Raw genomic sequence first — 14,069 nt, 5'->3', positions numbered from 1 at the left:
TAGCGGCACAGTTGAACATCACAAAACGAAAATTATTGATGAAAAACCATCACGGATTGTGATTAATGACTGGCGCCGCCCAATCCCCAAAGGCCTCGATCACCGTGACCGAGAGATTGTCGATCTTGTGGCCAAACGCATCCGATCCGCTCAGCCCCATGGCGCGCGCCACCTGGGTCAGGATCGCGCCGAAATGCGCCACCACGATCAGATCCTGCCCGCCATGCGCCGCCAGCAACCGGTCCACCGCCCCATCCACACGGGCGCAAACCGCATTCCAGCTTTCGCCATTCGGGGGGGCGACATCGCCGGGCGTCTCCCAATAGGCGCGGATATGTTCCGGGTCGGTCGCCGCGACCTCGTCAAACCGCTTGAGCTCCCAATCGCCAAAATGAATCTCGCGCAGGTCGGCATCATGCGGCAACCGACGCCGCCCGTTTTCAATGGCGCTTGCCGTGTCCACCGCCCGGCTCAGATCGGAACTGATCACCGGTGCCGCCTCGGGCAGATAGGCGCTCAACCGGGCCAGGGCAGCCGCGTCCGACAGATCCGCCGGGATGTCGCTCCAGCCCACCATGGACCGCGCATGGGTCGGTCCGTGACGCACCATGAACAACCGGCTCAAGGCCTCTCTCCCTTCAACACTAGCGGCAATCCTGCGGCCACCAGAACCACGGTATCCGCCGCAGCGGCCAGGGCCTGATTCACCCGGCCTTGCGCGTTCCGGAACCGCCGCGCCAGCGCGTTGTCCGGCACGATGCCCATCCCAACTTCGTTGGACACCACCACCACGCGCCCCCGACAGACCGCCAAAGCCGTGACCAGATCGCGGGTCATCGCCTCGGTATCCGCGTCATTTAACAGGTGATTGCTCAGCCACATGGTTGCACAATCGACCAGCACCACCTCTTCCGGGCGAATTTCCGCCAACGCTGTGGGCAGGTCATAGGGGCATTCCACCGTGCGCCAATCCGCGCCGCGCTGGACCCGATGCTGGGCGATTTTCTCTTTCATTTCATCGTCATAGGCCTGTGACGTGGCAATGTAGACCCGAGGCGCACCAGTGCCCATGACCAGCCCTTCGGCATAGGCGGATTTGCCTGACGCCGCGGCACCCAAAACAAATGTGAGTTTGAGAATCATATTTTCGTGGTCCAAACTTGACTGAAGTAAAGAGTGATCCGTTTTGCCGCACGTTGCGTAATTCCTTTGATGAGCGCAAGCAGGAAGGAACGCCAGATGACCTTACAAGCCCCGATGACCAGCAGCATCACCCGCCGCTCGATGAAGGCGGAAATGCTGGATGCCGAGACCGAGACCGCTCTGGCCCGGGCCTGGCGTGATGACCGTGATGCCGAGGCCCTGCACCGCCTGATCCGCGCTTACCTGCGCCTCGCGATCTCGATGGCGGGCAAGTTTCGCCGCACCGGCCTGTCGCAAAGTGACCTCATGCAAGAGGCCTCGCTGGGCCTGATGAAGGCCGCCGATCGGTTTGACCCGGACAGGGGCGTTCGGTTTTCGACCTACGCGGTCTGGTGGATTCGGGCGGGTCTTCAGGATCATGTCATGCGCAACTGGTCCATCGTGCGCACCGGCTCGACCACCTCGCAGAAATCGCTGTTCTTCAATCTGCGCCGGGTTCAGGCGCGTCTGGAACGCGAGGCCATGGCGCGGGGCGAGCATCTCGACAGCCACCAGATCTGCGAAAAGATCGCCTCCGAGATCGGCGTATCGCGGGCGGACGCCGAAATGATGATGGGCCGCATGGCGGGCTCAGACATGTCCCTGAACGCGCAACAAAGCTCCGAAGACAGCGGTCGCGAGTGGGTCGACCTTCTGGAAGACGAAGATGCACTGGGTGCTGACACCGTCGAACGCCGCCGCGACCATAATAAGCTGCGCACCCGCCTTGACGAGGCGATGGACACGCTCAGCGACCGGGAACAGTTCATCCTGCGTGAACGCCGCATGCGCGATGAAGGCCGCACGCTGGCCGATCTCGGCAATGAAATGGGCCTGTCCAAGGAACGCGTGCGCCAGCTCGAGGCCGCCGCGCTGACCAAGATGCGCAGCCTGCTTGAACGTCAGGGTGTGGGGGTGCATGACTTGGTGTCATGAGACACCTGATTCCGGCGCTCGCCCTGCTGGCTGCCCCCGTTCTTGCCGAAGAGATCACCGCAGACACCATCGCGGCTCTGCCGCCCGTGGATGTGGTCTTTCTGGGCGAGCTGCACGACAACCCCTGGCACCACGAGACCCAGGCCGCTGCCGTCGCGGCACTGAAACCTGCCGCCGTGGTCTTTGAAATGCTGACCGCTGACAAGGCCGCCGCGATCACGCCCGACCTTGTTGCCGACCCGCAGGCGCTGGAACAGACGCTCGACTGGGCCAACAGCGGCTGGCCCGATTTTTCCATGTACTACCCGATCTTTCAGGCCGCAGGCGGCGCCAAGATCTATGGCGCGCAGGTGCCGCGCAACGCCGTGCACGCCGCCATCATGGGCGGTGACGTGGTTGCCGCCTTTGGCGATGGCGCGGATCAGTTCGGCCTGACCACATCGCTTGCTCCGGACGAACAGGCCACCCGCGAAGACGCACAGTTTGCCGCCCATTGCGATGCCCTGCCGCGCGATATGCTGCCGGGCATGGTGCTGGGCCAGCGTCTGCGCGACGCCACTATGGCGCGCGAAATCACCCGCGCGCTGGACGACACCGGCGGACCCGTCGTGGTCATCACCGGCAACGGTCACGCCCGCACCGATTGGGGGGCACCGCGCCTGCTGTCAGGGGCTATCACTCAGCGCAGCATCGCCCAGTTCGAAAGCGCGCCGGACCAGCCGCAACCCTTTGATCTCTGGATCATCACCCCCGAAGCGACGCGCGAAGACCCCTGCCTGGCGTTTCAGAAAGACTAGCCCTGCTTGAGTCCCGGCCCCACAGCCCCTACTGTCGAACTCGACTCTCTAACCGGGCGCTAAAATGCTGACAGACAAACGCATTCTTCTCATCATCGCCGGCGGCATCGCGGCCTTTAAATCGCTCGACCTGATCCGCCGCCTGCGCGAACGCGGGGCCTGGGTCACGCCGGTTCTGACCGCCGCCGGGGCCGAGTTCGTGACACCGCTCTCGGTCTCTGCCCTCGCCGGGGAAAAGGTCTATACGGACCTCTTCGATCTCACGGACGAGGCGGACATGGGCCATATCCAGCTGTCGCGCTCCGCCGATCTGGTCGTTGTTGCCCCCGCCACCGCGGATCTCATGGCGAAAATGGCCAATGGCCACGCCAATGACCTCGCTTCAACGCTCTTGATGGCCACCGACACGCCGGTGCTGGTCGCCCCTGCCATGAATGTGCGCATGTGGGAACACCCGGCCTGCCGCCGCAACGTGTCGACGCTGCGCGGCGATGGCGTGATGTTTGTCGGCCCAAACGAGGGCGACATGGCCTGCGGCGAATATGGCCCCGGTCGCATGTCCGAGCCGCTGGAAATTGTCGCCGCGATTGAAACGGCCCTGGCCGAAGGCCCGCTGACCGGGCGGCGCATCCTTGTCACCTCCGGCCCCACACATGAGCCCATCGACCCGGTGCGCTACATCGCCAACCGCTCGTCCGGTGCGCAGGGCACAGCCATTGCCCGCGCCCTGACCACGCTGGGCGCAGACGTGGTCTTTGTCACCGGACCGGCAGATGCCGACCGACCCGAAGGCGCCCATGTGGTCGAGGTGGAAACCGCCGCCGAGATGCTCGATGCGGTGCACTCCGTCCTGCCCGTCGATGCCGCCATCTTTGCCGCCGCCGTGGCCGATTGGCGCGTCGCCAGTGCCTCGGGCAGCAAGATCAAGAAACAGGCCGGTGCGATCCCCTCGCTGGATTTTGCCGAGAACCCCGACATTCTCGCCACCGTGAGCCAGATGCAGACGGGCCGCCCGCCGCTGGTCGTGGGCTTTGCCGCCGAAACCGATGACGTCATCGCCAATGCCACCGCCAAACGCCTGCGCAAGCAATGTGACTGGATTGTTGCCAATGATGTCAGCCCGGAAACCGGCATCATGGGGGGAACGGAAAACGCCGTGACGCTGATCTCTGACGACGGCGCCGAACATTGGCCGCGCATGGGCAAGGACGACGTCGCGCATCAACTGGCCGAGCGGATCGCGGCGGCGCTGGCGTAATTTTTTGAGTATTTTTGGCGAAATGAAGGAGCGGACTTTGGTGCAGATCAGGCTCAGCTGGTTGGAAGAGGCTGACCGGGGCATCGCCTTGCCGTCGTACGAGACGTCAGGTGCGGCCGGCGCGGATGTGCGCGCGAATTTCCCCGAAGAGGCGCGCGGCGGCGTGGTGTTGGCCCCCGGTGACCGAGCCCTGATCCCCACAGGATTGCGCGTCGAAATCCCCGCCGGTTACGAGATACAGGTCCGCCCCCGCTCGGGTCTGGCGCTGAAACACGGGATCACCCTCCCGAACAGCCCCGGCACCATCGACAGCGACTATCGCGGGCCTCTTGGCATCATCGTGATGAACGCCGGGTCCGAGCCGTTCCACGTTGAGCATGGCGCGCGCATTGCCCAGCTGGTCGTGGCGCCGGTGGTGCAGGCGGGCTTTGGCATGACCGATGATCTGACAGACACCGCCCGCGGCACCGGCGGCTTTGGCTCGACCGGGGTGGGCTGATGTGGCTGCCGTTTTTCCTCGCCGCGGTGCTTTGGGGGGTGGGGGCCGCGATGAAAGTGCCGCGCGCCACGCGCTGGGCGATCATCATGGTACTGTATCTGGCCGTTCTGCTGGCCAGCTTCTTGCCATCCGACAAGAACCCCATCCGCCTGATGTCCGGAGACACGCCTGACTTCTGGTTGTTGCTGGGCGGATTTGCCATCATGGTGCTGATCTATCGCGCCGGCCTCAATTGGCTCAAGGCGCGTGTTCAGAAACCGGAGGACCCCGTGTCACAAGGCCCCTTTACCGACACCGAACTCAACCGCTACGCCCGCCATATCGTTTTGCGCGAGGTTGGCGGGCTGGGTCAGAAGAAACTGAAAGATGCCAAGGTGTTGGTGGTCGGGGCAGGGGGGCTGGGATCACCCGCGCTGTTGTATCTTGCTGCCGCCGGGGTGGGCACCATCGGCATCGTGGACGATGACGAGGTGGATAATTCGAACCTGCAACGCCAGGTGATCCATCAGGACGCCGGGATCGGCACGCCCAAGGTGTTTTCCGCCGCCGAAGCGATGACCGCGCAGAACCCCTTTGTCACCGTGAAACCCTATCACCGCCGCCTGTCTGAAGAGGACGCCGCCGCGCTGATCGCCGACTATGATCTCGTGCTGGACGGCACCGACAATTTCGACACGCGCTATCTGGTGAACCGCATCTGCGTTGCACAGGGCAAGCCCCTGATCTCGGGCGCGCTGTCGCAATGGGAGGGCCAGCTCAGCGTTTTTGATCCCGCCCAGGGTGCCCCCTGCTACCAATGCGTCTTTCCCGAAGCTCCCGCGCCGGGTCTCGCCCCCAGCTGCGCCGAGGCGGGCGTAATCGGCCCTCTGCCCGGCGTCATCGGATCGATGATGGCAGTCGAAGCGGTCAAGGTCATCGCCGATGCCGGAGCGCCCCTGCGCGGCGAGATGATGATCTATGACGCGCTCTACGGTGAAAGCCGCAAGATCACGCTGAAACGCCGCGCGGATTGCCCGGTCTGTGGGGGCAAAACGTAGTCCACCAAATCTTCTAGAAGATTTGAGAGGCGGAAAACTTTCTAGAAAGTTTTCCTCACAACACCTGCGCCAGATCCGCGATCAGGTCCTCGGAGTCTTCCAGCCCCACCGACAACCGGAACACCCCGTCCCCGGCAAACTCCCGGTAGCTGTCCAGCTGCTTGCCTTCCAGCCGGAACGAGGTCTCCATCAGCGCCTCGGTGCCCATCCAGAAGATCAGGCTGCGGTGATGGCCCAGCGACACGGCATAGTGGATGGTCTCCAGCCGGTCGATCATCTTCTGCGCCACCGCTTCGCTGGTCGCCCTGTCCCCCACCTGGAATGACAACATGCCCGAGAAATTGTCCATCTGCCGCTTGGCCAACCCATGCTGCGGATGCGACTCCAGCCCGGGATAGATCACGCGTGTGACCGAGGGCTGGGCCTCCAGCCATTCCGCCACCGCCATCGCGCTGGCCTCATGCGCCTTCATCCGCAGCGGCAGCGTCGCCACACCCCGCGCAATCAGCCAGGCATTGAACGGCGACATGATCCCGCCATGGTGGATGCTCGCCTCGCCTCGCATCTGCGCGATCAGATCCGCACGCCCCGCGACGGCCCCGCCAACAGCATCGCCATGCCCGCCCAGATACTTGGTCACCGAATGCATGATCAGGTCCACACCCATCTCGGCCGAATTCTGTCCCAAAGGCGAGGCAAAGGTCGCGTCACAGGACACCAGCGCGCCAGCCTCATGCGCCAGCTTCGCCACCGCCGCCAGATCCGTGAGCCGCCCGATCGGGTTCACCGGGCTTTCGGTATGCACCAGCTTGGTATTGGGTCGGATCGCTGCCGCCACGGCCTCAAGGTCGGACATATCGACCAGCGTCACCTCGATGCCCCAGCGCGGCAGCGTATCCCGCGCCAGTTCAGCCACGCCCGCATAGGACACGTCCGACACCACCACATGATCGCCCGCCGACAGAAAGGTAAAGAAAATCGCGCTCGCCGCCGCCATGCCGCTGGCGGTGCACAGGCACGCTTCGACCCCTTCCAATGCGGCAATCTTCTGCTCCAGCATGGCCACCGTCGGGTTGCCCCAGCGCGCATACAAAAACGCACTGTCATCCGCGTCCAGATCATGCGCCGAGAACCCAGCCACCTGATCGGTCACGAAAGTCGACGACATGTGCAACGCAGGCGCCGAGGCCCCGGTGGTCGGATCGGGCGCCTCGCCTGCGTGGATCGCGGTGGTGCGCACCCCTTTCGGGCTGTTGCGGAATGACATGCTACTCTCCTTTAATGCCTGCCCGCAGCCTGCGTCGGCAAATCCAGCCATTCAAGTCCGAAAGCGACAGGATTTCACATCTTGCGCTCGCCCCCCCGCAGCTTACCTTGACCCTCAAAGGAGACCCGCATGACCAATCCGATCCTGTCCGACTGGACCACCGATTTCGAACTGGCCCCGTTCGACACCATCACCGACGATGACTTTGCCCCCGCCTTTGAACAGGCGTTGACGGCCCACGCGGCCGAGATCGAGGCGATCGCGACCAACCCCGACCCCGCCACATTCGCCAACACCATCGAGGCGATGGAGGCCGCGGGCGAGGCACTGGACAAGGTGCTTTCGGTCTTTTTCACCGTCGCAGGCGCCGACTCCAACCCGGCCCGCGAGGCCCTGCAACGCGACTTCTCCCCCAAGCTCGCCGCGCATTCCTCGGCGATTTCGTCGAACAAGGCGCTCTTTGCCCGCGTCGCCGCCATCTGGCAGACGCGCGAGACACTCGACCTCACCGCTGAACAGCACCGTGTCCTGATGCTCACCCACCGGGGCTTTCGCCGCTCAGGGGCCGCGCTTGAAGGTGACGAAGACCAGCGCATGAAACAGATCATGGGACGTCTGGCGGAACTTGGCACCGCCTTCACCCAGAACCTGCTGGCGGATGAACGCGACTGGTTCATGGAACTGACCGAAGACGACTTGACGGGCTTGCCCGACTTCGTGATCGACGCTGCCCGCGCCGCAGGCCGCGAAAAGGGCACGGATGGCCCCGTCGTCACCCTGTCGCGCTCGCTCATCACACCGTTCCTGCAGTTCTCGCCCCGCCGCGACCTGCGCGAGATCGCCTTCAACGCATGGGCCGCGCGCGGTGCCAACGGCGGCGACACCGACAACCGCGCCATCGCTGGCGAAACCCTGCAACTGCGCGAAGAGCGCGCGAAACTCCTCGGCTATCCTTCTTTTGCCGCCTTCAAACTCGAAACCGAAATGGCCCGCACGCCCGAAAAAGTGCGCGACCTCCTGATGGCCGTTTGGGACCCCGCCAAGGCCCGCGCCAACGCGGATGCCGCGGTGCTGACAGAAATGATGCACGCCGATGGCATCAATGGCGATCTCGAACCCTGGGACTGGCGCTACTACGCCGAGAAACGCCGCAAGGCCGAACACGATCTCGACGAGGCCGCGCTGAAACCCTACCTGCAGCTTGACCGCATGATCGAAGCCTCCTTTGCCTGCGCCACCCGTCTCTTTGGACTCGCGTTCCGCGAGATCGACGTGCCGCTCTACCACGACGATTGCCGCGCATGGGAGGTCACCCGCGACGGCGCCCATGTGGCGATCTTCATCGGCGACTATTTCGCCCGTGGCTCAAAACGCTCGGGCGCGTGGTGTTCCGCCATGCGGTCGCAGGCCAGGTTCCCCAAACCTCAGGCCCCTGTGGTCATCAACGTCTGCAACTTTGCCAAGGGCGACCCGGCGCTCCTGTCCTATGACGACGCCCGCACCCTGTTCCACGAATTCGGCCACGCCCTGCACCAGATGCTGTCGAACGTGACTTATGAACGGGTTTCGGGAACCTCCGTCGCCCGCGATTTTGTCGAACTGCCCTCGCAGCTTTACGAACACTGGCTCGAAGTCCCCGAGGTGCTGGCCGAGTTTGCCACCCATGCCGAGACCGGCGAAGCGATGCCCAAGCCGATGCTCGACAAGGTGCTGGGGGCCGCGAATTTCGACATGGGCTTTCAGACCGTGGAATACGTCGCGTCGGCGCTGGTCGATCTGGCGTTCCACGATGGCGACGCGCCCGCCGACCTGATGGCGAAACAGACCGACGTGCTGGACGCGCTCGGCATGCCCCACGCCATCATCATGCGCCACGCCACGCCGCATTTCGCGCATGTGTTTTCCGGCGACGGCTACTCGTCTGGCTACTACAGCTACATGTGGTCCGAGGTCATGGACGCCGACGCCTTTGAGGCCTTTGAAGAGGCGGGCAGCGCATTCGATTCGAGCACCGCGAAATCACTGGAGGATAACATCCTCTCAACCGGCGGATCGGTCGAGGCAGAAGATCTTTACGTTCAGTTCCGTGGCCGCCTGCCGGGGGTCGAAGCCCTGCTCAAGGGCCGCGGCCTCGCCGCCTGATCCGCGCTGTCCCCGTAGGTCGGACAAATTTGTCCGACCTACCTACGCCGACCCGTAGATCGGTTAAGAAAGCGTAAAGATTTCATGGGGTGTCCATGTTGTACAACATGGAGAACCCGCCCGAAAAAAGGTGTACAACTTGGAGAGTCGCCCCAAAAAAAGTTGTACAACATGGAGAAAACCGCGCTTTTCGCGCAGTTTCCCCAAATCCTGACAAACGGTTAATCAGATCGTCTGATCGTAATCCCCGACACCCGGTTCGGTGCGGATGACCGCGTCGATATCGGCAAAAATCGCCCGCATTTCCGCCTCGGACTCCGAGCTTTCGCAGACCACCACAAGGTTTGGCGTATTGGATGACGCCCGCACCAATCCCCAGGATCCATTGTCCAGGATCACACGTGCGCCGTTCACCGTCACAACCTCTTTGATGGGGCGTCCGGCAAAGCTCTCGCCAGCCTCGTGTTTGGTCACCAGTTTCTCGACAAGCCGTTGAAGAATATCGTATTTTTCCGTGTCCGCCGCATAGGGTGACATGGTTGGTGTGGCCCAGGTCTTGGGCAGTGCCTTGCGCAGGTCCGACATCTTCATGTCCGGGTTGCGGTCCATCAGCTTGCAGATTTCCACCGCCACGCGCAGGCCACAGTCATAGCCGCGCCCGACAGGTTCGGCGAGGAAGTAGTGTCCGGATTTTTCAAACCCCGCCAACGCGCCAATTTCTTTCACGCGCCGTTTCATATGGCTGTGGCCGGTTTTCCAGTAATCCGCTGTAATACCTAGCTTTTTCAGCTCAGGATCGCTCGCGAACAGCCCTGTCGATTTGACATCCGCAACAAAGGTCGACCCCGGATAAAGCTTGCCCAGATCGCGCGCCATGATGACGCCCACCTTGTCGGCAAAGATCTCTTCGCCCTCGTCATCCACCACGCCGCAGCGGTCGCCATCGCCGTCAAATCCCAACGCGCAATCAGCGCCCGACGCTTTGACGCTGTCGGACATATCATGAAGCATTTCAAGGGCTTCCGGGTTCGGATTGTAATGCGGAAAGGTGTAATCCAGCGTGTTGTGACTCTCGACAACCTCAACCCCGATCCGTTCAAACACCTCCGGCGCAAAGGCCGAGGCCGTGCCGTTCCCGGTCGCGCAGACCACCTTGAGCGGGCGGGACATTTTGAAGTCACCCACAAGGTCTTGAATATAGGCCTCTTTTACGCCGTCCACGAATTCATACGACCCGCCCGGCGCAGGCGCCCCTTGGCCGGTCAGCACGATGTCGCGCAGCTCGTTCATCTCATCCGGGCCATGTGTCAGCGGCCGTTCAAAGCCCATCTTGACCCCGGTCCAGCCGTTGGGATTGTGGCTGGCCGTGACCATCGCCACGGCTGGAACATCCAGAAAAAACTGGGAAAAATAGGCCATGGGCGACACCGCCGGGCCAATATCCTTGACCTGAATACCGGCCTGCATCAGCCCAAGCATCAGCGCGTTCTTGATCGCCAGAGAGTAGTCCCGATAATCATTACCCACCGCGATCACCGGCTCGATCCCTCGGCGGCGCATCTGTGTTCCCAGACCCAGGCCCAGGGCGGTCATACCAGGCAGGTTGATCTCTTCCGGGTACTTCCAGCGGGCGTCATATTCACGAAACCCAGTGGGTTTTATCATCGCGTCGCGCAGGAATTCCCATGTATTCGGGGTCACATCTGAAATCGGTGTGGTCATAATATTTGACTTTCAAAACAATAGTTTACAGTGAAATTGGATTGGCCTTTGCCAGCCTGTCGAACTGCATCAGCGTCTCAATAAGACCCGGCATGTCGCGCAGGTAGATCATGTTCGGGCCGTCGCAGGGCGCGTTGTCGGGGTCCTGGTGGGTCTCGGTGAAAACAGCACCAATACCGGTCGCCACAGCGGCGCGTGCAAGCACAGGCGCAAACTCTCGCTGGCCGCCAGACGCTCCCCCAAGCCCACCGGGCTGGGCCACGGCGTGTGTGGCATCCATCACCACCGGATACCCGGTGCGCGCCATTTCCGGCAGCGACTGCATGTCGACAACAAGGCGGTTATAGCCAAAGGACGCGCCACGTTCGGTCAGCAAAATGCGTTTGTTTCCAGTGCTTTCGATCTTGGCAACCACGTTCGGCATGTCCCAGGGTGCCAGAAATTGCCCCTTTTTGACGTTGATGACAGCCCCAGTTTCTCCTGCTGCCAGCAACAATGCGGTCTGTCTGCACAGGAAGGCCGGGATCTGCAGAACATCGCAAACCTCGGCCACGGGCGCACATTGCGCGGCGTCGTGAATGTCGGTCAGAACCGGGACACCCAGCGTATCCTTGACGGATTGCAACACCTTAAGCCCGGCATCCAGGCCAAGGGCCGGGGCCGCACTCAGCGAGGTGCGGTTGGCCTTGTCAAATGATCCTTTGAATATGTACTGCGCCCCGGCCTTGTCGCAGGCCTCTTTCAGGGTTCCAGCAATCATCTGGGCATGATCCACGCTTTCAAGCTGGCAAGGCCCGGCGATCAATGTCAGAGGCAGATCATTCCCGGTGGTCAGCCCACCAATCTCAATATGTTTCATACTTAGGACGATACCTGTTCACGGAGGATGGACGCAGTCAGCGAGATCATCAGGTAAATACCTGAAAAGATTAGAAACGCCACCACGGTGTTTTCAAAAGCCCTTGGATAGCTCGGGTCCTGCGACGCCACCGGTTCGACGCTGGTCGTCAGGTAACGCACCTGGCGATTGGCCTCAAGCTCGGTTTGTTTGAGCGTTTGCAGCGCCGTTTGCATCAACAGATCTGCCGTCGCCAAATCCGCCTGCGCGAGCTTGATCTGGGCTGTTTTCTGCGCAAGCGAGGATTCCCCAACCGTTGCCTCGTTCATCTTGGATTCCAAGGAAACCAGCAGGTTTTTCAGGCGCCTCACGTCACCGGTCACCCCATCAACTCTTGCCTTGTTTGGGCGGGGGTTGTCGAGAAGAGCCTGTAGTTGCAGTTCTTTTTCTTGGAGTTGAAGCTGATAACCCGAAATCTGCGACCGCAGGCTGGCAATCAAGCCTTCGGGATCCAAGAGGTCCGAGTCACTTTGCAGCGTCACCAGCGCGGTCTGGGCGTCGCGGCGTTCCTGTTTGGCGCGCTCAAGGCTCCTGCGCGCATCGGCAAGCTGGTCTTCACGTTTGCGCTGGGACAGATCGTCAACACGCGTTTCTGCGTAAGAAATCAGCTTGTTCGAGAACTGCGCTGCGACCAGGGGATCGGCGGCGCTGACCTCCATCCGGATCGAGCCTTCGGTCGGGTCATAGCTGATCTTCACGAACTTCTTGTAGACCTTGTAAGCCTGTTCGTTCGTAGGGTTCTCGGATAGGCGCTGGATCGGATCGATGCTGGGGTTGCTAAAATGGCTCTTAAATCCGATGTCGGAATCCAGGCGCAGCATGGCGTCCTTGGAGGTGAGATAGTCCTGCGTCGCGATGGCATCGAGGTTGGTGTTGAACTGCGATGGCAACAACGATCCCAGACCGCCGGATGCAGTTGCCGTGTCGGCCTGCAAGATCATAAAGGCTGATTTTGACGAATACATCGGCGTTGCCACCGCGTAAAAGTACCACCCAGCAAGGATTGTCGGCAGGAATACAAAGACCGAGAGCCGCGCGACAAGCAGGGCTAGACGGCGACGGCGACGGCGCGCAATGTCCTTTTGAATGCTGCCAATTTCCTGCGCGCGCCGCTCTGCCGGCGATTGCTCGGCAAACTCGGTTGACGGCAGGGTCTTGCCCGGCGCCATCGTTTGCGGCAGTTGAATTTTGCCCTTTTGTGAAACCGCGGGCTGGGTCTGTTCCTGATCCGGCACCACCAGCTCGAGCATATTGGTACGCTGAAACGGATCAATCCCATTGGCGCGCAACAGGCGCACCGCGTCATAGTCCGAGGTCGGCGCAAGACCGTTCTTCTGGGCAACCCGCCGCGCCATGCGCAACTGGCGACCGGTCAGGCCTTCGCGTTTTATGGCGTCAATATCGCGATCCGGACTTGGGGTTGGTTCCAGTCCCATTGCCGGGGCCGGGGTCGCAGGCGCAGTTGCCTGCACAGGGGTTTGTTGGGGTGCGTTGGGCCGGGATGCGGGCTTTTCCGGGCCACGCGGGGCCTGCCCGGCGGGTGCCTGTGCCACAGGTGCCTGTGCCGCGCCACCGGGGCCGGAGCCGGGTGTGTTGCGGCGGATGCGAAACTTTTTAGCCTTGGGTTTGGTAGTCATAGAGCTGCTTTGCCTCTTCCAAGGTGTCAAACATATACAATTTGCCGTTCATCAGAACGGCGGCGGAGCGGGCGAACTTTTCCAGAACTTGCGGTTGGTGCGAAACGATCACGATAGTTGTCGTGCGCAACCGTTCTTTCAGAATATCCCCTGCTTTGCGATTGAATTCGACATCCGTGGACGAAGGCATGCCCTCGTCGATCAGATACATGTCGAAATCCAGCGCCAACATCAGCGCAAAGGTGAACCGCGAGCGCATGCCCGACGAATAGGTGCCAAGCGGCTGGTCGAAGTATTCGCCGAGATTGCAGAGCCAGCGACAGAAGGCTTCCACATAGTCCGGATCCAACCCGTAGAGCCGCGCGATATAACGGCTGTTCTCAACGGCCGAGTGTTTGCCGACCACCCCCCCCATGAACCCCAGGGGAAAGGAGATGCGGCAGGTACGGCGGATGTCGCCTTCGTCCGGCTTTTCAAGACCCGCCATCATGTTGATCAGGGTGGTCTTGCCGGTGCCGTTTGGCGCGAGAATGCCTAGCGAATTGCCCAGCTCCACGCGAAAAGATACACGTTCAAGGATCACCTTGCGCTGGGTACCTGTCCAAAAGGACTTACTCACATTCTCAAATTCGAGCATCAATCGCTCCGGCTCTGCTCTGGCCATCCCTCTTAGCGGGTTTTGGTTAACGCTCTC

The 14,069-nt window shown here is 61.8% G+C and carries 13 protein-coding genes; 6 read left to right on the top strand and 7 right to left on the bottom strand.

Annotation, left to right across the window (positions count from 1 at the left end; all coding sequences use genetic code 11):
• Window positions 1-49 precede the first annotated feature (49 nt).
• Both EK369_RS05720 and cobU read right to left on the bottom strand, forming a co-directional pair.
• A complete protein-coding gene (locus EK369_RS05720; protein WP_127112737.1) occupies window positions 50-625 on the bottom strand; it encodes a histidine phosphatase family protein in 576 nt (191 codons plus the stop codon).
• A complete protein-coding gene (cobU, locus tag EK369_RS05715; protein ID WP_127112736.1) occupies window positions 622-1,143 on the bottom strand; it encodes a bifunctional adenosylcobinamide kinase/adenosylcobinamide-phosphate guanylyltransferase in 522 nt (173 codons plus the stop codon). The genes EK369_RS05720 and cobU overlap by 4 nt, the downstream gene beginning before the upstream one ends.
• Before the next feature lie 96 nt (window positions 1,144-1,239).
• Here cobU and EK369_RS05710 point away from each other — a divergent pair, with 96 nt between their 5' ends.
• The 5 genes from EK369_RS05710 to EK369_RS05690 all read left to right on the top strand — a co-directional run bounded on the left by EK369_RS05710 (window position 1,240) and on the right by EK369_RS05690 (window position 5,709).
• Window positions 1,240-2,118 carry an RNA polymerase factor sigma-32 gene (locus EK369_RS05710; protein WP_127112735.1) on the top strand — a complete coding sequence of 293 codons (879 nt, stop codon included), beginning with the start codon at window positions 1,240-1,242 and terminating at the stop codon, window positions 2,116-2,118.
• The gene (locus EK369_RS05705) at window positions 2,115-2,915 is read left to right on the top strand and encodes a ChaN family lipoprotein (protein WP_127112734.1); all 801 of its coding nucleotides are present in this window, start codon (window positions 2,115-2,117) and stop codon (window positions 2,913-2,915) included. Before EK369_RS05710 ends, EK369_RS05705 begins: the two co-directional genes overlap by 4 nt.
• Window positions 2,916-2,979: 64 nt before the next feature.
• Window positions 2,980-4,173 carry a bifunctional phosphopantothenoylcysteine decarboxylase/phosphopantothenate--cysteine ligase CoaBC gene (gene coaBC, locus EK369_RS05700; protein WP_127112733.1) on the top strand — a complete coding sequence of 398 codons (1,194 nt, stop codon included), beginning with the start codon at window positions 2,980-2,982 and terminating at the stop codon, window positions 4,171-4,173.
• 22 nt (window positions 4,174-4,195) lie between these two features.
• Complete coding sequence (dut, locus tag EK369_RS05695; protein ID WP_127112732.1) at window positions 4,196-4,672, top strand: dUTP diphosphatase; 477 nt, start codon at window positions 4,196-4,198, stop codon at window positions 4,670-4,672.
• Entirely contained in the window at window positions 4,672-5,709 is a 1,038-nt protein-coding gene (locus EK369_RS05690) for a HesA/MoeB/ThiF family protein (protein WP_127112731.1), read from the top strand. Before dut ends, EK369_RS05690 begins: the two co-directional genes overlap by 1 nt.
• A 55-nt stretch (window positions 5,710-5,764) precedes the next feature.
• On the opposite strand, the gene EK369_RS05685 is transcribed toward EK369_RS05690, so the two are convergent.
• Window positions 5,765-6,976, bottom strand: coding sequence for a trans-sulfuration enzyme family protein (locus EK369_RS05685; protein WP_127112730.1), 1,212 nt, complete (start codon window positions 6,974-6,976; stop codon window positions 5,765-5,767).
• A gap of 129 nt (window positions 6,977-7,105) precedes the next feature.
• Here EK369_RS05685 and EK369_RS05680 point away from each other — a divergent pair, with 129 nt between their 5' ends.
• Window positions 7,106-9,118 (top strand): M3 family metallopeptidase, encoded by a 2,013-nt coding sequence (locus EK369_RS05680; protein WP_127112729.1) that lies wholly within the window; start codon window positions 7,106-7,108, stop codon window positions 9,116-9,118.
• Between the two features lie 225 nt (window positions 9,119-9,343).
• On the opposite strand, the gene EK369_RS05675 is transcribed toward EK369_RS05680, so the two are convergent.
• From EK369_RS05675 to EK369_RS05660, 4 genes are read right to left on the bottom strand one after another with little or no spacing between them, the layout of a single operon-like run.
• Window positions 9,344-10,840 carry a phosphomannomutase/phosphoglucomutase gene (locus tag EK369_RS05675; protein ID WP_127112728.1) on the bottom strand — a complete coding sequence of 499 codons (1,497 nt, stop codon included), beginning with the start codon at window positions 10,838-10,840 and terminating at the stop codon, window positions 9,344-9,346.
• A gap of 25 nt (window positions 10,841-10,865) precedes the next feature.
• The gene (kdsA, locus tag EK369_RS05670) at window positions 10,866-11,699 is read right to left on the bottom strand and encodes a 3-deoxy-8-phosphooctulonate synthase (RefSeq protein WP_127112727.1); all 834 of its coding nucleotides are present in this window, start codon (window positions 11,697-11,699) and stop codon (window positions 10,866-10,868) included.
• A gap of 2 nt (window positions 11,700-11,701) precedes the next feature.
• Window positions 11,702-13,375 (bottom strand): KpsE/RkpR family capsule polysaccharide export protein, encoded by a 1,674-nt coding sequence (locus tag EK369_RS05665; RefSeq protein WP_127112726.1) that lies wholly within the window; start codon window positions 13,373-13,375, stop codon window positions 11,702-11,704.
• Entirely contained in the window at window positions 13,353-14,012 is a 660-nt protein-coding gene (locus EK369_RS05660) for an ABC transporter ATP-binding protein (protein WP_127112725.1), read from the bottom strand. Before EK369_RS05660 ends, EK369_RS05665 begins: the two co-directional genes overlap by 23 nt.
• Window positions 14,013-14,069: the final 57 nt, after the last annotated feature.

The sequence above is a fragment of the Shimia sediminis genome, assembly GCF_003990645.1.
Classification (GTDB): Bacteria; Pseudomonadota; Alphaproteobacteria; order Rhodobacterales; family Rhodobacteraceae; genus Shimia; species Shimia sediminis.
This window is presented reverse-complemented; position numbering and strand designations above follow the sequence as displayed.

Bases quoted from the DNA above. Each gene is read 5' to 3' on its own strand.
- dut (WP_127112732.1), top strand. From the start codon at position 4,196: ATGAAGGAGCGGACTTTGGTGCAGATCAGGCTCAGCTGGTTGGAAGAG.
- EK369_RS05675 (WP_127112728.1), bottom strand. From the start codon at position 10,840: ATGACCACACCGATTTCAGATGTGACCCCGAATACATGGGAATTCCTG.
- EK369_RS05710 (WP_127112735.1), top strand. From the start codon at position 1,240: ATGACCTTACAAGCCCCGATGACCAGCAGCATCACCCGCCGCTCGATG.
- cobU (WP_127112736.1), bottom strand. From the start codon at position 1,143: ATGATTCTCAAACTCACATTTGTTTTGGGTGCCGCGGCGTCAGGCAAA.
- EK369_RS05690 (WP_127112731.1), top strand. From the start codon at position 4,672: ATGTGGCTGCCGTTTTTCCTCGCCGCGGTGCTTTGGGGGGTGGGGGCC.
- EK369_RS05685 (WP_127112730.1), bottom strand. From the start codon at position 6,976: ATGTCATTCCGCAACAGCCCGAAAGGGGTGCGCACCACCGCGATCCAC.
- EK369_RS05660 (WP_127112725.1), bottom strand. From the start codon at position 14,012: ATGCTCGAATTTGAGAATGTGAGTAAGTCCTTTTGGACAGGTACCCAG.
- kdsA (WP_127112727.1), bottom strand. From the start codon at position 11,699: ATGAAACATATTGAGATTGGTGGGCTGACCACCGGGAATGATCTGCCT.
- EK369_RS05665 (WP_127112726.1), bottom strand. From the start codon at position 13,375: ATGACTACCAAACCCAAGGCTAAAAAGTTTCGCATCCGCCGCAACACA.
- EK369_RS05680 (WP_127112729.1), top strand. From the start codon at position 7,106: ATGACCAATCCGATCCTGTCCGACTGGACCACCGATTTCGAACTGGCC.
- EK369_RS05705 (WP_127112734.1), top strand. From the start codon at position 2,115: ATGAGACACCTGATTCCGGCGCTCGCCCTGCTGGCTGCCCCCGTTCTT.
- coaBC (WP_127112733.1), top strand. From the start codon at position 2,980: ATGCTGACAGACAAACGCATTCTTCTCATCATCGCCGGCGGCATCGCG.